Source organism: Mesorhizobium sp. M0293, assembly GCF_040321735.1.
Classification (GTDB): Bacteria; Pseudomonadota; Alphaproteobacteria; order Rhizobiales; family Rhizobiaceae; genus Mesorhizobium.
Window position 1 is genome coordinate 68,391 of sequence record NZ_JAMYSA010000002.1, and the last position, 23,813, is coordinate 92,203.

The following is a 23,813-nucleotide window of genomic DNA, read 5'->3' on the forward strand; positions in this document are numbered from 1 at the left end:
CCTCAGGCGCTGCGCCGCTCAGCTGGCAGCGCGTCCAGCAGTGTCTGCAGCTTGGCGACCGAATTCTGCTCGGCAAGCGGCGTGTAGACGATCAGCTTCATGTCCGAGCCGTCGCCGATCGACAGGCTCATATGCTCGAAGGTCATGGCGCCCGCGCTCGGGTGCCGGACATGCTTTACTCCCGACAGTCGGTGCGCGACGTCGCGCTGCGGCCACCAGGCGCGAAATTCGGGGCTCGAGCGCGTCATCAACTCGATCAGCCGCTCGAAATCCGGATCGCCGACATACCGGGCGCTCGCCGCCCGGAACGAGGCCAGCACGGTGCGCGCCAATTCCTCCCAGTCGACCAGCAGGCGCCGGTGGTGCGGGCTGGTGAACACCATGTGGACGATATTGCGGGCGTCACCCTCCAGCAGGCCATAATCACCGAACACCGCGACGGCCGCCGGGTTCCAGGCCAGCACGTCCCAGCGCCGCCCGACCACATAGGCCGGCTGCAGCACCAGGCTTTGCAGCATGTGCAGCAACGGACCATCGACCTTTTCCGGCGCCGCGGCACGGCGCTCCGGCTGCTGGCGGTCGGCAAGGATGAACAAATGCTGTCTTTCGGCCGCGTCGAGGCGCAGTGCCTCGGCGAGCGCGGTCAGCACCTCAACCGAGGGCCTGACCTCGCGCCCCTGCTCCAGCCATGTGTACCAGGTCGTGCCGACGCCGGCGATCATCGCCACCTCCTCGCGGCGCAAGCCCGGCGTGCGCCGCCTGAGACCAGTCGCGATGCCGGTGGCCGAGGGCGTCAGCCTTTCGCGTCGCGAGCGCAGGAAGGCGCCGAGTTCGCGCCGGCGGCTGTCTTCAGCGGAGTGTGTGGGAGCAGCGTGGGACTCCATGTGCCTATTATAGCAGTATTGATACCAGGATAAAGTTTGAACTGTTTGACGCGCGCCAACTGTCCCATCTTCCGTTCAGAGCAACAGAACGGAGGCTCCGAACATGGAACTCAAAGACAAGACAATCCTCATCACCGGCTCAACTGACGGCGTTGGCCGCGTCGTCGCGCAACGGCTCGGCGCCGCTGGCGCCCGGGTGCTGGTTCACGGCCGCGATGCGACGCGCGGCAAGGTTGTTATCACTGAGATCGAAGCCGCCGGCGGCAAGGCCGAGCTGCTGGTCGCCGACCTCTCTTCTCTGGCCGAGGTCCGCCGCCTTGCCGAGGCGGTGCGTGCCAGGACCGACCGGCTCGACATCCTCATCAACAATGCCGGCATCGGCACGGCGGGCCAAGGCGCCAAAAGGCAAGTCAGCGCAGACGGTTACGAACTGCGCTTCGCAGTCAATTATCTCGCCGGTTTCCTGCTCACCAGCGAGCTCCTTCCATTGCTGAAGGCGAGCGCTCCGGCACGCATCGTCAACGTCGCCTCGGCCGGGCAGCAAGCGATCGACTTCGGCGATGTCATGCTGACCCGCTCGTATGACGGCGTGCGTGCCTATTGCCAGAGCAAGCTGGCGCAGATCCTGTTTACCGTCGACCTGGCTCAGGGGCTGAAAGGCACCGGCGTCACCGTCAACGCACTGCATCCGGCGAGCTACATGAACACCACCATGGTTCGGCAGGCAGGCGTGACGCCTTGGAACTCGGTCGAAACCGGCGCCGACGCCATCCTCAACCTCGCCACGTCACCCGCGCTCGACGGCAAAAGCGGCCTCTATTTCGACGGCCTGCGGGAATCCCGTGCCGACGCCCAGGCCTATGACGCCAAGGCAAGACAACAGTTGCGAGCCTTGAGCCTCGACCTCATCGGCCCGGCCTCACCAACATCGAAGGAACAGCGTTCATGACCAAGGCAATCCAGCACACCGTTATCATCGGCGGCTCGTCCGGCATCGGCTTGGCGACGGCGCGCAAACTGCTTGGCCCCGGCATGAAGGTGACCATCACCGGGCGCAACGAAGAGAAGCTGAGGAGCGCGTGGAAAAGCCTTGGCGGCGCTGCCGACAAGGCTGCTTTCGATGCCGCGAAGCCGGACGAGGTCAGCGGGTTCTTCGAGCGCCTTGGCCCTTTCGACCATCTGGTACTGGCCGCCAGCGGCGGCAAGGGTCTTGGCCCCTTCCCCACGCTTGACCTGACCGACATCGGCAGCGGCGTCGACGAGAAAGTCCGCCCGCAGCTGTCTTGCTTGCAGGCCGCTTTGCCGACTCTGAACAAGGCCGGATCTGTCACCTTCATCTCAGCGGTATCGGCCCAACTCGCAACGCCCGGCGTCGCCGGCATCGCCGCCATCAATGGCATGCTGTTGACCGTGGTGCCGATCCTGGCGATGGAACTGAAGCCCTTGCGCGTCAATGTCGTTGCGCCCGGCGTCATCGACACGCCCTGGTGGGATTTTCTGGCCGAGGAGCAGAGGCAGGCGCTGTTTGCCGACTATGCCGGCAAGACCCCGGTCGGTCGCGTCGGCCGCGCCGAAGACGTCGCCAGCGCAATCGCCTTTCTCGTCTCCAACGGCTTCATGACCGGTCAGGTGCTGACCTGCGACGGCGGCCTGCGGTTTGCGGCGTAGCGATCGTCCGCCGCCGAAAGGCTTTCACCCTCAATTGGCTTTCCTTGGACCGCGCTGCATGTCCTCCTCGTCCATGGAGCTGTCGCCGGCCGGTCTTGCGGCATCTGAAGTGGGCTTTCCCGGAACATAGGAATAATCAGCCGTGTCGGCTCCATACATCTTGTTGTCGATCGCCTCTTGCCAGTTGTAGTCCGCATCGGACGGTGAAACGTCGGCGGTCCCATGGCGGGAGGAGCGAGAATGAAGCCAACTCGGCGTGATCTCTCGAACCAATTCTGCAAAGCGTCCCATCGAAGCCGTTCCTTTCCTTGCCGTTTCCAGCATGCGCGATCGCGGTTGCGCCGGCTGGACCTAAAGTTGACCTCTCAGCCAGGCGAGCGTCTCGGTAACGCCGGCAAGCCCGTACCGCGCGGCGGTATACGCTGGTGGCTTCACCCGTATCGATATGCCGCCGGCATCGTTGATGGCTTCGAAGCCGTTTTCGTCCGACGTGTCGTCGCCCAGGAAGACCGGGCGGCGGCCTGTGAATGGCGCGATGTCCATGAAACGCCGGATCGCGGCGCCCTTGGCTGCCTCGAGCGGCAGCAACTCCACACCGGCATTGCCGGCAACCACCCGGTAGCCCTTCGGCAGGACGGCCAGCGCTTGCTCGACAAGCTGCGTGGCGCGGGGGAGCAGGTGCGGGGCGGCGCGCGTGTGGATGGCCAGCACCCGACCTTTGCGCTCGATATAGACCTGCCCACGACCGAACTCGGCCTCGATCTCCTCGGCAAGAGCGGCAATATCCGCCGGCTCGTCCGCGATTTCGACGTCGTCGTCCGGCAGGAGCCTGTGTTCCAGGCCATAAAGCCCGGCTGCGCGCAGCTTCAAAGGCTGAAACAACTGGTCAACGACCGCAACGGAGCGGCCTGTGATGAAGGCCAATGCCCCGTTCAACTTGTGATCCAGGCCTTGCAGCAAAGAGCGAAGCTCGGCGCTGACCGAAACGGCGTCCGGATGTTCGGCATGCTCCAGCAGGGTGCCATCGATGTCGAGGAACAGCGCCCATTCGCCAGTCAGCAAGGGCTGCGGCTTTTGCAGGGTCTCGCTCACAGCCTTTTGCAGGATTTCGCTCATGATAGTGCCACCCGTTTGCGCTCGAACATGGAGACGACATTGTCGATGCCTGACGGCCGGTCGCCAGCACCGGTTACCCGATCTAGGTCGCCGCGCTTGCGCAAGCGTGCCGCGTCCAGAAGCATGCTGCCGGCCCAGCGATAGACATTGTTGTCGCGGACTATCTGCCGCATGGGCCGCATGCGTTCGCGCTGTTCGTCTGAAGTCATGGTCAGCGCCTGCAGCAGCGCTTCGCTCATCATGGCGGCGTCGTAGGGGTTGACGATCAGCGCTTCCAGCAATTCGCGCGAGGCACCGGCGAATGTGCTGAGCATCAAGACGCCCTGTTCGTCGTCGCGCGCCGCGACGAATTCCTTGGCGACCAGGTTCATGCCGTCATGCAGGCTGGTGACCATGCAAATGTCGGCGGCCCGATAGATCTCATAGACCCGTTCCTGCGAATGGTGTTCGGCCACCATGATCACCGGACTGTAGCCTTCGCTGCCATAACGCTGGTTGAGTTCTTCGGCATAGCGGCGGCATTCGTCATGGAGCAGCTTGTAGGCCGGGAGCGTGCCGCGGCTGGGGGCCGCGATCTGGAGGAAAACCAGTTTTCCGATCCATTCAGGGTATCGCTTGAACAATTCGTCCAGCGCGTGAAAACGATCCAGAATGCCCTTGGTATAGTCGAGACGCTCGACCCCGACGGCCAGCTTCACATCCGCTTTCAGTCCGAACCTGTCGCGCAGGCGGGCGCGGCAGTCGTCGACGTCTGGCAATTTTGCCAGAAGGTCCGCCGGCCATTCTATGGAAATGGGATAGGCGTGCACCAGCGTCGTCTGCCCACCATAGGAGATGGCCGCATCGGCACGCTCGATGCGGCTTTCCAGGAAGCGATCGACGCTTTCGGTGAAATTGTTGGCATGGAACTGGGTGTGGAAGCCGATGATCGAGCTGCCGAGCAGTCCCTCGAGAATGCGTTCACGCCACGGACAGATGCTGTACACTTCCGAGTTCGGCCACGGGATGTGCCAGAAGGTGATGACGATCGCTTCGGGCAGGCGCTCCCGGATCATGCGCGGCAGCAGCGCGAAGTGGTAATCCTGGACCAGCACGATCGGCCGCTCGTTGCGGGCTTCGGCCACCACCGTGTCGGCGAACTTCCGGTTGGCGGCTTCGTATGCCTCCCAGTCCGAGGCGCGAAAAATCGGCCGTGTGAAGGCTATATGGCAGAGCGGCCAGAGGCCCTCATTGGCGAAGCCGAGGTAGTAGCCCTGATATTCTTCCTCCGTCAGCCAGACCCGGCGCAGCGTGTAGGACGGATTGCTGGGCGGCACCTGTATCCGGTCGTCCTCGTCGACCATCAGCCGGTCCGCCGTGCCGCCGCCATAGGCGATCCAGGTGCCGGCACAAGCGCGGGTGATCGGCTCAAGCGCCGACACCAGTCCGCTGGCCGGCACGAGCAACTCGACGCCATTGTCCTTTGCGTTGTGGATGTACGGTTCGCGGTTGGAGACCACGATGACCTGCGCATCGGGCAAATCATCGGCCAGGATCTTGCGCAATGTTTCGGGCGACCATGTTACAAGGGCCGCATCGGCCGATTGGCCGTTCTTTTCGAACTCCCGTATCACCTTGCGCGCCGCTTCCGCAGCCACGTCCTCGCCGGCCGGATGTGCGACCGCCGGGGGGGGACTGCGACGCTGGCGCGATATGGAGAAGAAAACGGCAAGAGCGGAAAGACCGAGGCTCGCAAGGATCAGAACCCAGAGCAGGTCCGCACCGTAGTTTGTCATTGGAATGTCAACTCGCCTCCGGCCGTTCGGCGGCCTTTTTTGTTCGTGTTTCCGATTTAAAACTGTCCGGTGGCGACATGGTCGCCGTCCGATCATGTGCTTTTGCAACGCACAAAGCCGGGATCGGTTCCCGGCCAATTTGGCTCAGATCATGTTCTGACTACGAGCGGCACCAGTCCTTCATGGCGATCGGCGAGGAAAGCGACGACCCTGTCGCCGACGCGCTGGAAACTGAGATCGACCACTCTTTCGCCGACGCCCAGGTGCCGCAGCGTGAGCGTATCGATGCCGATCGGCAGCCTGGGACGGGTAACGCGGATTTCGCCATCCCAACCGTCTATCTCCAGGCCAAGGCAGGCTTGCATCAGCATGAAGGCGGAGCCCGCCGACCAGGCTTGCGGCAGGCAGGCGACGGGATAGGCGATCGGTGCTTCGCCCGGTGCGCGGGTAAAACCGCAGAACAGTTCGGGCAACCGCATATTGAAATGGACCGCGGATTCGAACGTGCCGCTCATCAGGCGGACCACACTTTCACGCTCGCCATAGCGCGCCAGGCCGGCACCGCACATGGCGGTGTCATGCGGCCAGATCGAGCCATTGTGGTACGACATCGGGTTGAAGAACACGGCATCGTCGGCGAGCGTCCTCAGCCCCCAGCCGGAATGGAAGGAGGCCGAAACCAGCTGATTGGCGACCATCTGCGCCCGCTCCAGCTCGGGCAATCCGACAAAGAGGAGATGGCCCGCATTCGAGGTCCGCACTTTGCAGGGCTCTCCGGCACCATCGATCGCCAGGGCATAGAAGCCGAGATCGTCGAGCCAGAAATCGCGTTCCACCGCGACCCGCATGGCCTCGGCGCGGTCCTCCCAGTGAGCGGCCTTGTCGTCCTCGCCGCGGCGACGGGCAAGTGCGGCCAGCCCCCGGAAGGCGGCAAAGACATAGCCTTGCACCTCGACGAGCGCGATCGGGCCCTTGGGAATGCGGCCATCGGCATGAAAGACGGAATCGAAACTGTCCTTCCATCCCTGGTTGGCGAGGCCGGACTCGGCGGCCCGCTGATAGGTGACGAATCCGGTCTCGCGGCCCGCCTCCTCCGTCCATTCGGCCGCAGCGCACAGCGACGGCCACAGGCTGTCGATGAACGCCATGTCACCGGTACGATCGGCATAGGCACAGGCGAGATGGATGTAGAGCGGCGTCGTGTCGACGCCGCCATAGTAGCGGCCGAAAGGAAGCTCGCGCAGCGCCGCCATCTCGCCCTTGCGCGTCTCGTGCATGATCTTGCCCGGCTGCGAATCGCTGAACGGCGACGTCTCCGTCGCCTGGTGCTGGGCAAGGAAGGCCAGCACGCCCCGCGCCAGGCCTGGATTGAGCCAGAGCATCTGCAGCGCTGAAATGACGCCGTCGCGGCCGAACGCCGTCGAGAACCAGGGGATGCCGGCATAGGGATAGGGTCCGGTCGCCAGTTCGGTGGTCAGCAGCGCGACATCGGCGCGGGCGCGCTCGACCCAGTCGTTGAAGACGCGACCGGAACTGTGCACCGTGGCGCCGTGGCGGCGCTTGGCCCGCATGCCAAAGCGGGCCCTGGCGGCGGCGGCGCGGAAACGGTCGCGATCGGGCGGATCCGTCATCTCGGGGCCGATCTCGATATACAGCACATTGCTGCTGCGCTTGGTTACGGCGATCAGGAAATCCGCGCGCTCGGCTGTCAGTTGATCCGGTGCTTGCGAGAACGATATCGCCGATGTGCGCACCAGCCCGTCCAACCCGTCGTAGCGCAACAGGACGGATGTGGCATCCATCTCGGCCACATGGGCCAGTCCGCGCTTCAGCCGCGTCGAGCCGCGCACTTCGAACATATCGCGGAAATCGGCGGCAAAGTGCAGGGAAACGCCGATTGTCGAAGTTTCCCGACTGTAGTTGGAAAGGGTGATGCGTTCGAACAGCCTGTCCTGCCAAAGCAGCCTGGTGCGTTCGATATGAATCGCGCCCTGCGGAATGTCGCGACCGCTGGCGCTCAGTATCGGCAGATTGGTCAGGTTGGCGGTGAACAAGACATTGTCCTGGCTGAGCGAGGCGCCAAGCAGCGATGTCGGCCTGCCGCCGACGGTCAGCCGGAATTCGGAGAGCACCCGTGTGTCGTCGCGGAAGAAACCGTCGCCGGCGCCGCGTATGTCGCCATAGGCATCGGCAACCGCAAAGCAGTCGGCCTGCTTGAGCGCAAACAGCCGGTGCGGCTCACGAGGTGCGGTCGCGTCGAGCGATGCAAGCGCTACGGCGGGATCGAGCTGGCGCTCATCGAGTTGGGTCATCCGTTACAGATCCTGTCGTTCGTTCCCGTCGCTGTTCACGACGCCTTCGCTTCGCCCGGGAGACCGATCAGCCGCGCATAGGCGGCCAGGTAGTCGCCGGCCATTCTTCTGACGGAAAACCGTTTTTCGAAGACGGTTCTCACGGTCCGCCTGTCGAGCCGCAGCAAGTCCGGCACCGCGGCGACGGCGCCATCCATTGTGTCGGCAATAAAGCCGGTGACGCCTTGATCGATGATCTCAGGCAGTGCGCCGCAATTCCAGGCGATCACCGGCGTGCCGCAGGCCATCGCCTCGATGGCCGCAAGGCCGAACGGCTCCGGCCAGTCGATAGGGAACAGCAGGCCGGCTGCGTTGCCGAGAAATTCCGCCTTCTCACCCTCCTCGATCTCGCCGACAAAGTCGATCCGATCGCCGTCGATCAAAGGCTCGATCGCTTCGTGGAAAAAAGCGCGGTCATCGTCGCCGATCTTCGCCGCAAGTTTCAGCCTGAGCCCCGAGCGCAAGGCGATCTCGATGGCGCGATCCGCGCGCTTGTCGCGTGAAAACCGGCCAAGGAAGGCAAGATAAGGTTCTTCCGCCGTCGTCTCGAAAGTCGGTTCGTAGATGCCGGTCGGCAGTCCGTGATGGATTGTTGCCAACCAGTTGGCGCGGGCAAGGCCGGTTTTCTGGCTGTGCGAAATGGAAATCATCGGGAAGCGTGGGAAACGCTCATAGGCCGGCGCCAGGTCGACATAATCCAGCCTGCCATGCGGCGTCGTCACCGTCCGCTCCGCCATGTCCTCGAAGAAGGAAAAATGCAGGAAGTGGCTGAGGTGGAAATGGATGACGTCGAACTCTCGCGCCCGTTTCCGCACCTGCGCAAGCATCGAAAGATGCGCCGCGATCTCGGATTTGAGCGGACGCGGATCGAGGCGTAGCGCGCATTCCCGGCCAGCCACCAGCTTTGCGGAGGTCTGGCTATCCCCGCTCGCAAATAGCGTCACCTCATGGCCCAGGTCGACCAGCGCTTCGGTCAGATACGAGACGATGCGTTCGGTGCCGCCATAAAGCCTGGGTGGCACCGATTCATACAGCGGCGCGACATGGGCAATTTTCATATTTCATCCCGGGATGCTCGGCATACAGGTGCGAAATGCGTCAACCGCTCGATTGGTTCCGATTTAATGATCGATACTGGCGGCGCCACAGTGCCGCAGTCGCTATGGCGTCAAACAGATTGCGCGATCAGCGACAGGAAACCGCCACTCAGCGCGACATTGCCGACAAAGCCATTGATGCGCGACGCGCGATCCGGGCCCTGATGATCCCAGAAATTGTGGAACATCGGCGTGGCGACGATGAGGAATACCAGCAGTACCGCCGCAGCGATTGCCGTCCACAGGCCCGCGATCACCAGCATGCCGGCAGCGACCTGAAGCACGATGCCGAGCCACAACACCAACCGCGCCTGTGGCACGCCGCGCGCGGCCATCAACTGGGTCAGGAAGGCCGCGTTCTGGATGTTGCGCAGGCCGGCGAAAACGAAGGCGCCGCCGAGCAACAGGCGGCCCAGGAACAACAGGGTCGAAGGCAAATCGGCAGGCATCAAACGCTCCCTTTGAAAAGCAGTGGGAGCGCCGCCTCTCGACGGCACTCCAAAACCAAATCCGGACAATCAGGCAGCCTTGGCCGCCGGCATCGGATGGAGGGCCTGAAACGGGACGCAGAGCCGGTTCCAGGTGTTGATCATGCCGAGCGCGACAGACAGCTTGACCAATTCTTCTTCCGAGAAATGCTCAAGTGTCCTTGCATAGAGTTCGTCCGGCACGCCGTTGTTGGCGATCAGGGTCACCGCCTCGGTCCAGGCCAAAGCGGCGCGTTCACGCTCGGAAAACAGCGGCGATTCCTTCCACGCCGAGACGAGGTAGAGCCGCTGCTCGGTCTCGCCGTCACGCCTCACCTCGCGGCTGTGCATCTCGACGCAGAACGAGCAGCCATTGATCTGCGACGCCCGCAATTTGATCAGGTGCAGCAGGCTTTCCTCGAGCCCACATTCGTCCACCGCCTTGTTGAGCGCCGACACCGCCTTCATGATCTCCGGCGCCTTGGCGAAAAATTGCAGCCTCTGCTTCATCTTGATGTCCTTTACGCTTGCTAGGTTGAACTGGGTTTCTGCGGCCGCTGATGGCGCGCCACGAAGGCGCAGCCGGCTGCCACCGAACGCGGATCGGCATCGGTCATGTATTCCGAAACGATGTCGGACAGCTTCGCCTCGGCGAGTGCCGCGCGATAGGCCTTCTCGGCCTTCAGCATCGCGGCATTGATGCCACAGGGTTTGACATAGGCAGAAGCGTCGAGCCTGACCGGACCGTTGCGGCGGATCTCGCCCCAACGGAAAGCCGGTTCGCGCCCTTCGACCGCCAGCACGATATCGAGCAGCGAAATCCGCTCGGCCGGCCGCGCCAGCCGGTAGCCGCCAGCCGGCCCCGAGACCGATTCCAGGATGCGCGCCGCGCTCAGCATGTTGAGATGCTTCAGGAGATAGCTCGGCGACAGGCCAAAGGCCTCCGCCATGGCAGATGCCGCCATGGTGCTGTTGCCTTCGACACCGGCCAGCATGGCAGCGCAGTGGATGGCTGCCTCAACGCCCTCGCCCAGCTTCATTGGGTGGATCTCCTAATCATGGATATATATTATCGTGGATAATTTTTATCTGCAATAGGAAAATGAAAAAACGGCGTCCGAAGGCGCCGTTTTTGTCGAACGGCTCGCTACTCCGCGGCCACCTTGGCCATCGGATTGTTCGGGTGCGTCGTCCAGTTGGCGTAGATCGGCGACACCGGCTTGCCGGTGCGCTGATCCATCACACCGACGGCCAGCGGCTCCATGGTGATGCAGTTCTCGACCGGGCAGACATTGACGCAGAGGTTGCAGCCAACGCATTCGGCCTCAATCACCTCGAAATGCCTGACGCCGTCGACCATGCTGGTGATCGCCTGGTGCGAGGTGTCCTCGCAGGCGATGTGGCAGCGGCCGCATTTGATGCAGGCGTCCTGGTCGATATGCGCCTTGGCGACGTAGTTGAGGTTGAGATACTGCCAGTCGGTGACATTGGGCGTGGCGCGGCCGACGATGTCGTCGAGCGAGGCATGGCCCTTCTCGTCCATCCAGTTTTCGAGGCCGGCGATCATCTCCTGCACGATCTTGAAGCCGTAGGTCATCGCCGCCGTGCAGACCTGCACATTGCCGGCGCCGAGCGCCATGAACTCGGCCGCATCGCGCCAGGTGGTTATGCCGCCGATGCCGGAGATCGGCAGGCCGTGGGTTTCGGGATCGCGCGCGATCTCGGCCACCATGTTCATGGCGATCGGCTTCACCGCCGGGCCGCAATAGCCGCCATGCGAGCCCTTGCCGTCGATGGTCGGCTGCGGCGCGAAGCTGTCGAGATCGACGCCGGTGATCGAGTTGATGGTATTGATCAACGACACCGCGTCGGTGCCGCCCGCGTGTGCCGCGCGCGCTGGCTTGCGCACATCGGTGATGTTGGGCGTCAGCTTGGTGATGACAGGCATGCGGGTGTTCTGCTTGCACCAGCGCACCACCATTTCGATATATTCCGGCACCTGGCCGACGGCGGCACCCATGCCGCGCTCCGACATGCCGTGCGGGCAACCGAAATTGAGCTCGATGCCGTCGGCTTCGGTCTCCTCGACCACCGGCAGGATCGCCTTCCAGGCCTCCTCAACGCAAGGCACCATCAGCGAGACGACGATGGCGCGGTCGGGCCAGTCCTTCTTGACCTGCTTGATCTCGCGCAGATTAACCTGCAGGTCGCGGTCGGTGATCAGCTCGATGTTGTTGAGGCCGAGCAGGCGCCGGTCGGCGCCCCAGATCGCGCCGTAGCGCGGACCGTTGACGTTGACCACCGGCGGGCCTTCCTCGCCCAGCGTCTTCCACACCACACCGCCCCAGCCCGCCTTGAAGGCGCGGATAACGTTATAGGCCTTGTCGGTCGGCGGCGCCGAGGCCAGCCAGAACGGATTGGGCGATTTGATGCCGACGAAATTGTTGCGGATATCTGCCATGCTCATGCCCTCCCGTTCGAGGTCAGTGCCCGATTGATGCTCTCCGCTGCGTCGCGGCCTTGCGCCACGGCAGAGACGGTCAGGTCGTCGCCACCGAAGATGCAGTCGCCACCGGCCCAGACATGGGCGAGCGAAGTGCGCCCTTCCGCATCGACCTTGATGCGGCCGGCCTCGAGGTCGATCGACGCGCCGCTGCCGTTGAGTGCTGCCGGCACAAAGCTCTGGCCAATCGCCTTGAACACCTGGTCGGCAACAAGCGTAAGCCGCTCGCCGGTGCCGGCAAGCTTGTCGCCGTTCATGGCGGTGTATTCGAGTTCGACGCCCGACACCTTGCCGCCTTCGACAATGACCCGCTTCGGCTGCAGCCAGTGGCGGATGGTGACGCCATTGGCGGCCGCCAGATCCTGTTCGAACTCGGAAGCGTTCATGTGCTCCTGGCCGCGCCGGTAGCAGATGGTCACCTCCTCGGCGCCGAGCAGCTTCGACTGCACGGCCGCGTCGATCGCCGTCATGCCGCCGCCGCAGACGACGACGCGGCGGCCGACCGGCAGGCCGGAAAGGTCACTTGCCTGGCGCAGCTCGGCAATGAACTCGACCGCATTGATGACGCCGTCCGCGTCCTCGCCATCGGCGCGCAACGCATTGACACCGCCGAGCCCCATGCCGAGAAACACCGCGTCGTAATTGCGGATCAGGTCGGAGAGTTGGTAGTCGCGGCCGAGCGCCTTGCCGTTCTGGATATCGATGCCGCCGATCGCGGTCACATAGTCAACTTCCGCCTGGGCGAAATTATCGACGCTCTTGTAGGCGGCGATACCGTATTCGTTGAGACCGCCGGCCTTCGGGCGCGCCTCCAGTATGGTCACATCATGGCCACGGCGTGCGAGCCGATGCGCGGCGGCAAGGCCGGCCGGCCCGGCGCCAACCACGGCGACCGACTTGCCGGTCGGCTCGGCACGCGGATAAAACTGCTTGTTCTCGCTCATGGCGACATCGGTGGCGTAGCGCTGCAGGCGGCCGATCTGCACCGGCTTGCCTTCCGCGATCTCACGCACGCAGACTTCCTCGCACAGCGTCTCTGTCGGGCAGACGCGGGCGCACATGCCGCCCAGAATGTTCTGGTCGAAAATGGTCTTGGCCGAACCGATCGGATTGCCGGTCGAGATCTGGCGGATGAACAGGGGAATGTCGATCGAAGTCGGGCATGCATTCATGCACGGCGCGTCGTAGCAGAAATAGCAGCGGTCGGATTCGACTAGCGCCTCATGGTGGTCGAGCGGCGGGTGCAGGTCGGAAAAATTGTCCGCATACTGGTCGGCCGAGAGCCTGCCGCCTGCAATGCCTTCCCTAAACTGGCCTTCTGGCATCGTCAGTTCCCTTATGTTTTCGTTTTGGGAAAGGCTAGCACGTTTTATTTTTTTATCAATTGGTCAATTTTTGGCGCAAGTCGCTGAAAAGGCTGGATATTAACATGAATTTTTTACTCATGTTATTGCGGTTGCAGCGCGAGCGAATGGTCGGGCTCAAGTCCACAGCCATGAATAACCCTGACCTCGTTCGCGACCAGTTGCTGCAACCGCCACAGGTTGCGATCGTGGATGCCGAATGCTTCGAGATGGCTGACCGTGTTGTAGAGATATTCGGCGCCGGACCCGATATGACCGCAAGCTCTGGCCAGCACGCTCGCCACTTTGTCCAGCGGCTGGTTCAGCGACGTTCCCCTGCCCTTCACGCCGACCCAGAAGCCAAGCGCGCGCAGCGCGCCTTGCGACGTATGCACCGGCAGCCACCTGACCGTGTCGATGCTTTCGTGGTCGCTGATCTCGCGCCGCAGCAGCCTTTCGATCTGCGCCGGTTTTTCGCCCTCCGGCATACGATAGATCACCCCATTGCACCGGCCGCCCCGCTCGAGCGCCATCATCAAACCCGGCTGCTCGGCGCTGCCGCGCCAGCGCACCATGTCGAGGCAGAAAGAGCGGTGCCAGCCAAAGGCGGTGGCGAGCTGTTGCTCGACCGACTCGAATTCCGGCTTCCAGATCAGCGACCCGTAGGCGAACACCCAAAGCGGCCCCTCGTCGGCTTCACCGGACAGCCGCAGGGCAAGGGCCCGGAAATCCTCGTCGTTCAACTCCGTCCAGCTTGGATCCGGACCGGGATCGGCCTCTTCCCGATGGCACAGTGCGACAAGCTCCGGCGTGAGCGACATCAAGCGCATGGACGACAACCCCTCATGACCACAGAAAAATCGAAAACCGACGGGCGCGCAACCGGGGAACGCTTGGCATGCAGAGACATTGTTGTTCGGGCGGCTGTCGGATTTCGGTCGTGAGGATCGTCCTAGGATGGATCGGACGACGATCGATGCATGAAAGGTGAGGAGACCGAAAATGCCAAAAACCCCGATGCCCTTCTTCTGGTACGAATTGATGACCACAGATCTCGACGCCGCCGAGGCGTTCTACCCCAAGGTGGTCGGCTGGACGGCGCAGCCTTTCGACAAGGCTCCCGGCATGCCACGCTATGTCGTCATGAATGTCGGCGAGCGCGGCGTCGCTGGCCTGATGACGATGCCCGAGGATGCCGCCAAGATGGGTATGCCGCCCGCCTGGCTCGGCTATATCCACACCAGCGATGTCGATGCCTCGACGGCATCGCTGGAAAAAGCCGGCGGCACCATTCACCGCCAGCCCGACGACATTCCGGGCGTCGGCCGCTTTGCCGTCGTCGCCGACCCGCAGGGTGCTACCTTCATGTTCCTGCAGCCGAACGGCCCCGAACAGCCTGTTGTGCCGGCCAGCACGCCCGGCCATATCGGCTGGCACGAGCTTTACACGTCGGACTGGAAGGCCGCGTTCGATTTCTATTCAGGCCAGTTCGGCTGGGTCGATGCCGGCGATTTCGACATGGGCCCGATGGGCATCTACCAGACCTTCACGGCCGGCCCCGAATCCGGTGGCGGCATCATGAACAAGCCGGAGCAAATCCCGGTCCCGGTCTGGCAGTTCTATTTCAATGTTCCGGCCATCGACGCTGCCGCCAAACGCGTGACCGACAATGGCGGCAAGATCCTGATGGGTCCGATGGAGGTCCCAGGCGGCAGCTGGGTTGTCCAGTGCCAGGATCCGCAAGACGCTCATTTCGCATTGATGGCGCCCGTACGCTGACGGCGATAAACACCGCAGGAACAAAGCGCCGGCCCTTCATCGCAGCACTGAGGAAGGGCCGCATTCCTTAGGTTGGCGCCAACTATTCCGGCGCCAGCACCGCGACTTTCAGGTCAGCCTTTTTCGCGCCGCTGAACTGGACGGTGGCCGGGCCGGCGGCAAGCTTGAAACGCACACTCTTGCGGATGCCGGGGCAGGTTTTCACGCCGCTATAGCCCGCCGACTTGACGGCGTTGCCGTCCTGAATGACATCGATCCAGGCGTCGCCCGAGAGGCTGATCTGGATTGCTCCTTCAGGCGGCACCTCCACGGTGGCCACAGCACCGAATGTGCCAGATGCCGGGGCACGTTCGGGCGGCACCTCGAAACCAGCCTTCTCGACCGGAACCAGCGCAAGGTCCGCGGCGGCACCCACCGCCAGCGTCGCTCCGGAAGGCGTTGCGGATGCTGCGGCAAACAGCGCCTGTTCCCGTGTCACCGGCCACCTGAACGCCTCACAGCCGGCGTCCTCGGCCATGGCGAGGCTGGAGCTTGCAAGGATTGCGAATAGGCCGATGACGATTTTTTTCATGGCAAAGGAAACCCACATGTTTCGAAATAGCCGCATATCAATACAACCATAGCGATACAAATGCAACCCTGGCGAGAAAAATATGAGGTGAGACCGGGGAACAATTCTAGTCACCGATTGTTGATGGCGGAGCAAGGGAAGTGAGTGGTCCAACGCCGGGAGATAATTTATGGCCGGTCCGGGAAGGCTAAGATGGAGTTTTAGATGAAGCTTTTTGAAAGCCTCGCCAAATACCAGCCGCAAGCTCTGGGCGTGTTGCGTATCATCACGGCGCTGCAGTTCATCGAACACGGCAGCCAGAAATTGTTCAATTTTCCCGTCGGCGACCAGCCCCATGCGCTCACTGGGCTGACGCTCGCCGCTGGCGTCCTCGAATTCGCCGGCGGCATCCTGCTGGCGCTGGGGCTGTTGACCCGGCCGATCGCGTTCCTTCTGGCCGGCGAAATGGCGATCGCCTATTTCATGGCGCACATGCCGCGCGACTTCTTCCCCGTCAACAATGGCGGCGATTCAGCGATCTCGTTCTGCTTCATCTTTCTTTATCTGGTGTTTGCAGGCGCCGGCGCCTTCGCGCTGGACAATCGCCGTAGCACCTGACTCCAAAAGAAGGATGCGTGCCTGATTTCAAGCGCGCATCCGTTCGAAATTGGCGTCGAACAGCGCCGCCGGCTGCATGCGCGCCGCATGGCGTTTGCCCAGCAACTCGATCTCGAACCCGTCGCTCTCATCGGCGATCTCTTTCGGCACATAGCCGACGGCGACGGATTTTTTCGAGTGATGCGCGTAGCCGCCCGAGGTCACCCAGCCGCGCACGGCGCCGCCGAACCAGATCGGCTCGTCGCCGATGACGTCGGCGTCGTCGGCATCGACGATGAAGGCACGCAGGCGCAGCTTACCGCCCTGCTTGCGCTCGGCGAGCGCCGCGGCCTTGCCGATGAAGTCGGCCTCCTTGCCATAGGCGACGAAACGGTCGAGCCCGGCCTCGAGCGGCCCGTAGATCGGTCGGTATTCGCGCGCCCATGAGCCGTAGTTCTTTTCCAGCCGCAGCGCGTTGAGCGCGCGCGAGCCGAACAGGCCGATGCCGAATTCCTCGCCGGCGGTCATCAGGGCCTGGAACGCGGCGCGCTGATACTCCGGCGCCACCCACATCTCGTAGCCGAGATCGCCGGTATAGCTGACGCGGCCGACCAGGCACGGCGCCATACCGATGTCCATCCTGCCGATGGCCATGAATGGAAACGCCGCATTGGACACATCGGAGCGCGTGGCTTTTGCCAGCACATCCCGCGCCTTCGGCCCGGCGATCGATAGGCCGGTCAGCTTGGCGCCCAGCGCCTCGATACGAACCGAGCCGTCGTCAGGCAGGTGCTTCTCGAACCAGCGCATATGGTATTGCTCGGCGATGCCGGAGCCGGCGAGGAACCAGCCGTCCTTCCCCAGATTGGCCAGCGTGAAATCGCCGATCAGCCTGCCATCCTCCTTCAGCATCGGCGCCAGCGTCATGCGGCCGGGCTTCGGCAGCTTGCAGGCAAGCATCCGGTCGAGCCAGGCGGCCGCACCCTCGCCCGTCACCTTGTATTTGGCGAAACTCGAAATCTCGGACAGGCCGACACCGTCGCGAACGGTCGCGACCTCCTTGGCCACCTGCGTGAAATCGCTCGAGCGGCGCCACGAGAACTCGTCCTTGACGCCCTCCGGCGCGTACCAGAGCGGCACCTCCAGCCCATAGGCGACGCCCCATTGCGCGCCTTTGGCCGACAACAAATCATAGATCGGCGTCGTCTTCAGTGGCCGCCCGGCCGGCAGTTCCTCATTGGGAAAGCGGATCGAGAACCGCCTGGAATAGTTCTCGCGCACCTTGGCGTTGGTGTAGGCCATCGTCGCCCAGTCACCATAGCGCGCGACATCCATCGCCCATATGTCGGCGCCGGGATCGCCTTCGATCATCCAGTTGGACAGTGCCAGCCCGACGCCGCCGCCCTGTGAAAAGCCGGCCATGACGCCGCAGGCAACCCAGAAGCCCGGCAGCCCGCGCACCGGCCCAACCAGCGGGTTGCCGTCCGGCGCGAAGGTGAAAGGCCCGTTGATGATCTGCTTGATGCCGGTGTTCTGGAAGGCCGGGAAATGCCGGAACCCGACCTCCAGCGACGGTGCGATGCGGTCGATATCGGGCGCCAGCAGTTCGTGGCCGAAATTCCACGGCGTCTGGTATTCGGACCACGGCTTGTTGGCCTTCTCATAGGTGCCCATCAGCATGCCGCCGCGCTCCTGGCGCAGATAGAGTTCGCCGTCAAAGTCGACCGCGTGGATGATTTCGGTGCCGGTCTTGGCGTTCCAGGCAGCGACCTCCGGCATGTCCTCGGTGATCAGGTACATGTGCTCCATCGCCAGCACCGGAAGCTCCAGTCCAACCATCCGGCCGACCTCGCGCGCCCACAGGCCGCCGGCATTGACGACATGCTCGGCCACCACCTCGCCCTTGTTAGTGATGACGCGCCACATCCCGTCAGGACGCCGCACAATGTCCTCGACCTTGGTGAAGCGTTCGACCTCGGCGCCCAGTTTCCGCGCCGCCTTGGCATAGGCATGGGTGACGCCGGAGGGATCGAGGTGGCCGTCCTCCTTGTTCCTGACGGCGCCGACGAATTGCTTGGGGTCGAGCAGCGGCATCAACTCGGCCGCCTCGTTGGCGGAGATTTCCTCAAGCTCGATGCCGAGATAGCGACCCTTGGCGACGACGCCGCGCAGCCAGTCCAGCCGCGCCTCGGTCGCCGCCAGAAGCACGCCACCGGTTAGATGCACGCCGGTCGCCTGGCCGGAAAGCTCCTCGATCTCCTTGTAAAGATTGATCGTATATTTCTGGAGCTTGGCGACGTTGGGGTCGCCGTTGATGGTGTGCATGCCGCCGGCGGCGTGCCAGGTCGAGCCCGAGGTCAGCTCGTCTCGCTCCAAAAGGACGACATCGGTCCAGCCGTGGCGGGCCAGATGGAACAGCACGGAGCACCCGACGACACCGCCGCCAATGACCACGACCTTTGCATGCGATTTCATGGATTTTTCTCTGATATCAGTGAGTTGGATGGGTGAATGGATTCGAGGAGGGAAGCATCACGGCTCGCCCTGCCCGATCGCTTCCTTGCGCCTGGCCATGTAAGCCTCCAGCGCCTCGCGCACGGCGATGTCTATCACCGGCTCGACATAGTCCTCCAGCGCCTTCTTCCACAGCCGCGTCGCGCGTGCCGTGGCGTCGAGCCCGCCGGCCTCTTGCCAGGCCTCGTAGTTCTGCCAGTTGGACAGCATCGGCTGGTAGAAGGCGGTGGCATAGCGCTCCAGCGTGTGCGGCTCGCCGAAGAAATGGCCGCCGGTCGGCACCGCACCCAGCGCCTCGACGGCAAGCTCGGCCTCGTTGACCTCGATCGGGCGAAGGAACTCCATCATGTGCTGGATCATCTCGACATCGATGATGAGCTTCTCGAACGACGCCGTCAGCCCGCCCTCCTGCCAGCCGGCGGCATGATAGACGAGATTGCCGTGGCCGAGCACCGCGCCCCACAGCGCCATCAGCGTCTCATAAGCGCCTTGCGCGTCGGCGGCGTTGGAGGCCGAGCCCGGCGTCGTGCGATACGGCAGCCCGTAGCGCCGCGCCAGTTGCCCCGATGCGATGTTGGCCTTGGTGTTCTCCGGCGTGCCGAAGGCCGGCGCGCCGGACTTCATGTCGACATTGGAGGTGAAGGCGCCATACATGACTGGCGCGCCTGGACGCACAAGCTGCGTCAGCACGACGCCGAACAGTGCCTCGGCGTTCTGCTGCGCCAGCGCGCCGGCCAGCGTCACCGGGCTCATCGCCCCCATCAGCGTGAACGGCGTCACCGCCACCGACTGGCCGAACTCGGCCATGGTCATCAGCCCCTCGGCCATCATCTCGTCGAAGCGGCGCGGCGAGTTGACCGAGATGATGGTGGTGATGCCGGGATCGTCGCGCATCTGGTCGAGCGTCAACCCGCGCGAAATCGCCATCATCTCGATGCCGTCCAGCGCCCTGCCCCGGCCGATCGCCGAGACATGGAAACTCTTGTCGGTCAGCGTCAGATTGGTGAAGTAGGTGTCGAGATGGCGGGAGTTTGCCGGCAACTCCACCGGTGCGCAGACCTGGTTGCCGAGCATGTGGATGCAGTTGAAATGCTGCGCCAGCCGGGTCAGATCCGAATAATCGCGCAGATTGCCGGCGCGGCGGCCGCGCTCCATGTCGTGCACGTTGGGCGGCCCGGCAACGAGGGTGAAATTGATGGTGTTGCCGCCGAGATGAACCGCGCTGGCCGGGTTGCGCGGCGTCAACACATAGCTGGACTGCGTGGTCTTCAGCGCTTCTTCGACCAGGCCGCGATCGATGCGGACATTCGCTGAGGCATGATCGACTTTTGCACCGGCCTTCTCGAACAACGACAGCGCGCGCGGGCTCATCACCTCGATGCCGAAATTCTCCAATATATGCATCGACGCCTGGTGGATCGCCTCGATGTGATCCGGCGACAGCATGGCCATTGGCGGATAGGGATTTGTCACCCGCCTAAGCGGCAGTTGCGGAATGGCCGATGGCCCTCTGTTGCTGGTGCGCTCGGCGCCGCGTTTGCGTCTCGGTTCGTTCATGCCTGGCATCAAAGCTCCGGCGAACCAGGCAAGCTGTCAGAAATACGCCATTTGCGGGCGTGATTTTAGCCAAGGCGGCATTTCTGCAGCATCTGTTTAGAAAAAGCGACAAAACACGTCGATTTACTGGTATTGGATTTTTTCAAGGGACCGCGCCGGCGAGGCATTAACGAACGCTGCAAGATTCCCTTTATGATTTCGGCCTATTGCTCTGCCAATGCGTAGTTCGAGTTTTAGTAAAATTGGTGCGGTTTGCGTGCTGCTGGCACTTTCTGCCTGCGCGACGCCGCCCAACCACATCAACAATGTCTGTGCCGTCTTCGACCAGAATGACGGTTGGTTCGACAACTGGCAGTCGGCCGCCGAACGCACCCAGCAGAAATACGGCATCCCTGTTCCCGTGCTGATGGCAACGGTGCGCAAGGAGTCCGGCTTCAAGAGCAACGCCCGGCCGCCACGCACCAAGCTGCTCGGCTTCATCCCGTGGAAGCATGTCTCATCAGCCACCGGCTTCTCGCAGGCGCTGGACGGCACCTGGTCGCAATATCAGCGCGAGACCGGCAACTGGGCGGCACGGCGCACGAAATTCGCCGATGCCGTCGATTTCGTCGGCTGGTATCACTCCAAGACCGCAGACAGCTATGGCGTCGCGCGCAACGACACCTACAATCTCTACCTCGCCTATTATCTCGGCTGGACCGCCTATGGTCGCGGCAACCGGGGCGATGCCGGCGTGCAGGGCTACGCCCGGGCCACCGACAAGATGGCGCGGGACTATGCGCAGCAACTGAGCGAGTGCGGCAATTAAATAGCGCCCGTTCCGATCAGCGCGGCTTCTTGCCGAACACCTTGATGTATTCCGCCTCGCCGCCCTTGGCGAGCGCCTTGGCCTGCTTGACCCAGTCGTCGCGCTCTATGCGGCCGTGGAACTTCAGATGGTCGTCGACCCATTCGCGCTCGGCCTTCTTCCACGCCGCGACCTGCGCATAGGTGAAGATGCCGAGACCGTTCAGGGTGCGCTCGATCTTCGGGCCAACACCGGCGATCAGCTTCAAGTCGTCCGGCTTGGCAGGCCTGGCGATGCCATCCGGGCGGTTCTTGTCGACGGCACTTGCGCCGGTCAGCCGGGCTGGCTCGACCGTCCCGCTCGTCTTTGTCGCATCCTGGCTTGGCCTGGCCCGCCTTGCGGCGCGCTCGCCAAGTGGCGCCACGCGTGCACTCTCCGCCTGACGGCCGTCGCCAAGCGTTCTTGGCGTGAACGGCGCCGAGGTGGCGTTGGCATCCGTCGCGGGTGCACCGGTTTCCGAGAACTCGTCACGGACCTCGTGACGGCGGGCTTTCGAAACGGCTTCGGTCTCCTCGGCAGCCTGCCCCACCGCATCGGCTTCCGCGCTGCCCGTCTTGCCATGCGGCCGCTTGGGTGGCGTGCCGACAAAACCGGGACCATCGCCATGCGGCGCGTCTTCCGGCACGCCCTCTTGCGCGGCATGCTCCTTGTCGAACCTGATCACCGGTTCCATCTTGGCCAGCACGTCGTCGGCGAGCCAGCACAGGCTCATATGGCCGTCGCCGAGATGCTTGACCGGCGGCACCTTGGTCTCGCAGAGATTGTCGGGCACCAGCTTCTTGTAGCCGCAGCGTGTCTGGAACGGGCAACCTGTGGGGGGGTTCATCGCCGACGGAATATCGCCCTCGAGCACGATGTGCTTCTTCACCACGCTGGTGTAGGCGGTCGGGATAGCCGACAGCAGCGCCTCGGTATAGGGATGATAGGGCGGCGCGAAGATCTGATCGGTCGTGCCTTGCTCGACGATATAGCCGAGATACATGACGACCACGCGGTCGGCGATGTAGCGCACGACGGACAGATCGTGGCTGATGAACAGCATCGTCGTCTTGTTCTTGCGCTGGATGTCCATCAGCAACTCGGTCACCGCCGCCTGCACCGACACATCGAGTGCCGAGACCGGCTCGTCGGCCACCACCACCTTGGCGTCGCCGGCAAAGGCACGCGCCACGCCGATGCGCTGCTTCTGGCCGCCCGAAAGCTGGCGTGGCTTGCGGGTCTCGAAGGCCCGCGGCAGCTTCACCAGGTCCAGCAATTCCAGCATGCGCTTGCGGCGGTCGGCAACCGTCTTGCCGACATTGAACTTCTCCAGCGTGCGGATGATCTGCGAACCCACCGAATGGCTGGGATTGAGCGTGTCGAACGGGTTCTGGAACACCATCTGGATCGACGATACGGTTTCGACGCTGCGGCTCTCGATGCCGGTCGACTGGATTTCCTTGTTGCCCAGCGTCACCTTGCCGGCACTTGCCGTCTCCAGCCCGAGCAGCACCTTGGCCAGCGTCGACTTTCCGCAGCCGGATTCGCCGACGATGGCAACGGTCTCGGATTCGCGCGCCATGAACGAGATCGTTTCGTTGGCCTTGACGACACGGCCTTCGCTCGAACCGAACACCTCGCTGCCGCCGACCTTGTAGTATTTCCGCAGGTCCTCGATCTTGAGCACCGGCGCGCCGGGCACGACACGCTCATTGACCTTCTTGGCGCCGGGCGGCAGCGCTTCCCAGTCGATCTCGTTGAAGCGCACGCAGCGCGAGAAATGGCCTTCATGTCCCGCGACCTCGATCATCGGGATCTCGGCGGCGTTGCAGACGCCCTCGACGAAATGGTGGCAGCGCGGGCCGAAATTGCACCCCTTGGGGCGCTCGTGTGGCAGCGGCAATTGCCCTGGGATGGAAATCAACGGCCGTGAATTCTTGTCGGCGCCGGGCAGCGGGATCGAGCGGAACAGCCCTTGCGTATAGGGATGGCGCATCCGGTCGAACACATCCTTGATCTTGCCGGTCTCAACCGCTTCGCCCGAATACATCACCGTGATGCGGTCGCAGGTTTCCAGGATCAGGCCGAGATTGTGCGAGACGAAGATCATCGAAGTGCCGAACTTTTCGCCGAGCCCCTTGACCAGGTCGACGATGCCCGCCTCCACCGTCACGTCGAGCGCCGTCGTCGGCTCGTCGAGTAACAGCAGCGCCGGCTTCGACAGCAGCGCCATGGCGATGACGATACGCTGCTGCTGGCCGCCGGAAAGCTGGTGCGGATAGGAGCGCATCATGCGCTCGGGATCGGGTAGCTTGACCGAGCGCACCATTTCGAGCGCGCGCTTATATGCCTCTTCCTTCGATACCTTGTCGTGGATCAGCGGCACTTCCATCAACTGCTGGCCGACCTTCATTGCCGGATTGAGGCTGGCCATCGGCTCCTGGTAGATCATGGCGATCTTATTGCCGCGGATGGCACGCAGCTCCTCGACGGAGAGCTCGCCCATGTCCTTGCCCTGGAATTTGATCTTGCCGCCGACGATCTTACCGATGTTGGAGAGGTCGCGCATGATGCCGAGCGACACTGTCGACTTGCCGCAGCCGGATTCTCCGACGATGCCCATCGCCTCGCCCGGCATGACCGTGCAGGAAAAATCCATGACCGCAGGGATTTCGCCCTTGCGGGTGAAGAAGGAGATCGACAGGTTCTCGATCTCGATAATCGGCCCTTTGGTTGGGGTCGGCTTGGCGGGATTTCGAACTGCCTCATTCATGGGTCGCTCCAAT

General features: G+C 63.2%; 21 protein-coding genes and 1 pseudogene. 5 read left to right on the forward strand and 17 right to left on the reverse strand.

Annotated elements, in window-relative coordinates:
* Nucleotides 1-2: 2 nt before the first annotated feature.
* Nucleotides 3-884 (reverse strand): helix-turn-helix transcriptional regulator, encoded by an 882-nt coding sequence (locus NKJ06_RS01400; RefSeq protein ID WP_352631573.1) that lies wholly within the window; start codon nt 882-884, stop codon nt 3-5.
* Nucleotides 885-987: 103 nt separating this feature from the next.
* Here NKJ06_RS01400 and NKJ06_RS01405 point away from each other — a divergent pair, with 103 nt between their 5' ends.
* Together NKJ06_RS01405 and NKJ06_RS01410 are read left to right on the forward strand one after the other, a co-directional pair.
* Nucleotides 988-1,833, forward strand: a complete 846-nt coding sequence (locus tag NKJ06_RS01405) for an SDR family NAD(P)-dependent oxidoreductase (protein ID WP_352631571.1) — start codon at nt 988-990, stop codon at nt 1,831-1,833.
* Nucleotides 1,830-2,552 (forward strand): SDR family oxidoreductase, encoded by a 723-nt coding sequence (locus NKJ06_RS01410; RefSeq protein ID WP_352631569.1) that lies wholly within the window; start codon nt 1,830-1,832, stop codon nt 2,550-2,552. The genes NKJ06_RS01405 and NKJ06_RS01410 overlap by 4 nt, the downstream gene beginning before the upstream one ends.
* Nucleotides 2,553-2,582: 30 nt before the next feature.
* Here the strand turns inward: NKJ06_RS01410 and NKJ06_RS01415 are convergent, their stop codons facing one another.
* The 11 genes from NKJ06_RS01415 to NKJ06_RS01465 form a co-directional block, all read right to left on the reverse strand.
* Nucleotides 2,583-2,876, reverse strand: a complete 294-nt coding sequence (locus tag NKJ06_RS01415) for a hypothetical protein (RefSeq protein ID WP_352631567.1) — start codon at nt 2,874-2,876, stop codon at nt 2,583-2,585.
* Between the two features lie 27 nt (nt 2,877-2,903).
* Nucleotides 2,904-3,668, reverse strand: coding sequence for a trehalose-phosphatase (gene otsB, locus NKJ06_RS01420; protein WP_352631565.1), 765 nt, complete (start codon nt 3,666-3,668; stop codon nt 2,904-2,906).
* Entirely contained in the window at nt 3,665-5,443 is a 1,779-nt protein-coding gene (locus NKJ06_RS01425) for an alpha,alpha-trehalose-phosphate synthase (UDP-forming) (protein ID WP_352631563.1), read from the reverse strand. The genes otsB and NKJ06_RS01425 overlap by 4 nt, the downstream gene beginning before the upstream one ends.
* 149 nt (nt 5,444-5,592) lie before the next feature.
* Nucleotides 5,593-7,755 carry an amylo-alpha-1,6-glucosidase gene (locus tag NKJ06_RS01430; RefSeq protein WP_352631561.1) on the reverse strand — a complete coding sequence of 721 codons (2,163 nt, stop codon included), beginning with the start codon at nt 7,753-7,755 and terminating at the stop codon, nt 5,593-5,595.
* Between the two features lie 35 nt (nt 7,756-7,790).
* Entirely contained in the window at nt 7,791-8,852 is a 1,062-nt protein-coding gene (locus NKJ06_RS01435; RefSeq protein WP_352631560.1) for a glycosyltransferase family 4 protein, read from the reverse strand.
* A 110-nt stretch (nt 8,853-8,962) separates the two neighbouring features.
* Nucleotides 8,963-9,340, reverse strand: coding sequence for a DoxX family protein (locus tag NKJ06_RS01440; RefSeq protein ID WP_352631558.1), 378 nt, complete (start codon nt 9,338-9,340; stop codon nt 8,963-8,965).
* Between the two features lie 69 nt (nt 9,341-9,409).
* A complete protein-coding gene (locus tag NKJ06_RS01445) occupies nt 9,410-9,868 on the reverse strand; it encodes a carboxymuconolactone decarboxylase family protein (RefSeq protein ID WP_352631556.1) in 459 nt (152 codons plus the stop codon).
* Between the two features lie 20 nt (nt 9,869-9,888).
* A complete protein-coding gene (locus tag NKJ06_RS01450) occupies nt 9,889-10,398 on the reverse strand; it encodes an RrF2 family transcriptional regulator (protein WP_352808666.1) in 510 nt (169 codons plus the stop codon).
* A gap of 107 nt (nt 10,399-10,505) precedes the next feature.
* Nucleotides 10,506-11,819, reverse strand: coding sequence for an NAD-dependent dihydropyrimidine dehydrogenase subunit PreA (gene preA, locus NKJ06_RS01455; protein ID WP_352604281.1), 1,314 nt, complete (start codon nt 11,817-11,819; stop codon nt 10,506-10,508).
* A 2-nt stretch (nt 11,820-11,821) separates the two neighbouring features.
* Nucleotides 11,822-13,186, reverse strand: a complete 1,365-nt coding sequence (locus NKJ06_RS01460) for an NAD(P)-dependent oxidoreductase (protein ID WP_352808668.1) — start codon at nt 13,184-13,186, stop codon at nt 11,822-11,824.
* Between the two features lie 122 nt (nt 13,187-13,308).
* Nucleotides 13,309-14,034 carry a gamma-glutamylcyclotransferase gene (locus NKJ06_RS01465; protein WP_352631551.1) on the reverse strand — a complete coding sequence of 242 codons (726 nt, stop codon included), beginning with the start codon at nt 14,032-14,034 and terminating at the stop codon, nt 13,309-13,311.
* A 172-nt stretch (nt 14,035-14,206) separates the two neighbouring features.
* Between NKJ06_RS01465 and NKJ06_RS01470 the strand changes: the two genes are divergently transcribed.
* The gene (locus NKJ06_RS01470) at nt 14,207-14,983 is read left to right on the forward strand and encodes a VOC family protein (RefSeq protein WP_352631549.1); all 777 of its coding nucleotides are present in this window, start codon (nt 14,207-14,209) and stop codon (nt 14,981-14,983) included.
* A gap of 82 nt (nt 14,984-15,065) precedes the next feature.
* On the opposite strand, the gene NKJ06_RS01475 is transcribed toward NKJ06_RS01470, so the two are convergent.
* A complete protein-coding gene (locus NKJ06_RS01475) occupies nt 15,066-15,554 on the reverse strand; it encodes a hypothetical protein (RefSeq protein ID WP_352631547.1) in 489 nt (162 codons plus the stop codon).
* A 204-nt stretch (nt 15,555-15,758) separates the two neighbouring features.
* Between NKJ06_RS01475 and NKJ06_RS01480 the strand changes: the two genes are divergently transcribed.
* Complete coding sequence (locus NKJ06_RS01480; protein ID WP_352631546.1) at nt 15,759-16,151, forward strand: DoxX family protein; 393 nt, start codon at nt 15,759-15,761, stop codon at nt 16,149-16,151.
* 27 nt (nt 16,152-16,178) lie between these two features.
* Here NKJ06_RS01480 and NKJ06_RS01485 read toward each other — a convergent pair whose 3' ends face one another.
* Both NKJ06_RS01485 and NKJ06_RS01490 read right to left on the reverse strand, forming a co-directional pair.
* Nucleotides 16,179-18,605 (reverse strand): GcvT family protein, encoded by a 2,427-nt coding sequence (locus tag NKJ06_RS01485; protein ID WP_352631544.1) that lies wholly within the window; start codon nt 18,603-18,605, stop codon nt 16,179-16,181.
* 57 nt (nt 18,606-18,662) lie between these two features.
* The gene (locus NKJ06_RS01490) at nt 18,663-20,201 is read right to left on the reverse strand and encodes a trimethylamine methyltransferase family protein (RefSeq protein WP_352631542.1); all 1,539 of its coding nucleotides are present in this window, start codon (nt 20,199-20,201) and stop codon (nt 18,663-18,665) included.
* A 217-nt stretch (nt 20,202-20,418) separates the two neighbouring features.
* Between NKJ06_RS01490 and NKJ06_RS01495 the strand changes: the two genes are divergently transcribed.
* Complete coding sequence (locus NKJ06_RS01495) at nt 20,419-21,009, forward strand: transglycosylase SLT domain-containing protein (protein WP_352631541.1); 591 nt, start codon at nt 20,419-20,421, stop codon at nt 21,007-21,009.
* A 16-nt stretch (nt 21,010-21,025) separates the two neighbouring features.
* On the opposite strand, the gene NKJ06_RS35760 is transcribed toward NKJ06_RS01495, so the two are convergent.
* Together NKJ06_RS35760 and NKJ06_RS01500 are read right to left on the reverse strand one after the other, a co-directional pair.
* Nucleotides 21,026-21,412, reverse strand: a complete 387-nt coding sequence (locus NKJ06_RS35760) for a helix-hairpin-helix domain-containing protein (RefSeq protein WP_502905579.1) — start codon at nt 21,410-21,412, stop codon at nt 21,026-21,028.
* A gap of 84 nt (nt 21,413-21,496) precedes the next feature.
* A pseudogene (locus NKJ06_RS01500) lies at nt 21,497-23,800 on the reverse strand (dipeptide ABC transporter ATP-binding protein); the annotation flags it as partial.
* Between the last annotated feature and the right edge of the window lie 13 nt (nt 23,801-23,813).

What these genes read in the sequence shown, in the direction of transcription:
- NKJ06_RS01400 (WP_352631573.1), bottom strand. Translation starts at nt 884, where the DNA reads ATGGAGTCCCACGCTGCTCCCACACACTCCGCTGAAGACAGCCGCCGG.
- NKJ06_RS01440 (WP_352631558.1), bottom strand. Translation starts at nt 9,340, where the DNA reads ATGCCTGCCGATTTGCCTTCGACCCTGTTGTTCCTGGGCCGCCTGTTG.
- NKJ06_RS01485 (WP_352631544.1), bottom strand. Translation starts at nt 18,605, where the DNA reads ATGAAATCGCATGCAAAGGTCGTGGTCATTGGCGGCGGTGTCGTCGGG.
- NKJ06_RS01425 (WP_352631563.1), bottom strand. Translation starts at nt 5,443, where the DNA reads ATGACAAACTACGGTGCGGACCTGCTCTGGGTTCTGATCCTTGCGAGC.
- NKJ06_RS01495 (WP_352631541.1), top strand. Translation starts at nt 20,419, where the DNA reads ATGCGTAGTTCGAGTTTTAGTAAAATTGGTGCGGTTTGCGTGCTGCTG.
- NKJ06_RS01475 (WP_352631547.1), bottom strand. Translation starts at nt 15,554, where the DNA reads ATGAAAAAAATCGTCATCGGCCTATTCGCAATCCTTGCAAGCTCCAGC.
- NKJ06_RS01470 (WP_352631549.1), top strand. Translation starts at nt 14,207, where the DNA reads ATGCCAAAAACCCCGATGCCCTTCTTCTGGTACGAATTGATGACCACA.
- otsB (WP_352631565.1), bottom strand. Translation starts at nt 3,668, where the DNA reads ATGAGCGAAATCCTGCAAAAGGCTGTGAGCGAGACCCTGCAAAAGCCG.
- NKJ06_RS01450 (WP_352808666.1), bottom strand. Translation starts at nt 10,398, where the DNA reads ATGAAGCTGGGCGAGGGCGTTGAGGCAGCCATCCACTGCGCTGCCATG.
- NKJ06_RS01480 (WP_352631546.1), top strand. Translation starts at nt 15,759, where the DNA reads ATGAAGCTTTTTGAAAGCCTCGCCAAATACCAGCCGCAAGCTCTGGGC.
- NKJ06_RS01460 (WP_352808668.1), bottom strand. Translation starts at nt 13,186, where the DNA reads ATGCCAGAAGGCCAGTTTAGGGAAGGCATTGCAGGCGGCAGGCTCTCG.
- NKJ06_RS01430 (WP_352631561.1), bottom strand. Translation starts at nt 7,755, where the DNA reads ATGACCCAACTCGATGAGCGCCAGCTCGATCCCGCCGTAGCGCTTGCA.
- NKJ06_RS01405 (WP_352631571.1), top strand. Translation starts at nt 988, where the DNA reads ATGGAACTCAAAGACAAGACAATCCTCATCACCGGCTCAACTGACGGC.
- NKJ06_RS01490 (WP_352631542.1), bottom strand. Translation starts at nt 20,201, where the DNA reads ATGAACGAACCGAGACGCAAACGCGGCGCCGAGCGCACCAGCAACAGA.
- NKJ06_RS01465 (WP_352631551.1), bottom strand. Translation starts at nt 14,034, where the DNA reads ATGCGCTTGATGTCGCTCACGCCGGAGCTTGTCGCACTGTGCCATCGG.
- NKJ06_RS01415 (WP_352631567.1), bottom strand. Translation starts at nt 2,876, where the DNA reads ATGCTGGAAACGGCAAGGAAAGGAACGGCTTCGATGGGACGCTTTGCA.
- NKJ06_RS01435 (WP_352631560.1), bottom strand. Translation starts at nt 8,852, where the DNA reads ATGAAAATTGCCCATGTCGCGCCGCTGTATGAATCGGTGCCACCCAGG.
- NKJ06_RS01445 (WP_352631556.1), bottom strand. Translation starts at nt 9,868, where the DNA reads ATGAAGCAGAGGCTGCAATTTTTCGCCAAGGCGCCGGAGATCATGAAG.
- NKJ06_RS01410 (WP_352631569.1), top strand. Translation starts at nt 1,830, where the DNA reads ATGACCAAGGCAATCCAGCACACCGTTATCATCGGCGGCTCGTCCGGC.
- preA (WP_352604281.1), bottom strand. Translation starts at nt 11,819, where the DNA reads ATGGCAGATATCCGCAACAATTTCGTCGGCATCAAATCGCCCAATCCG.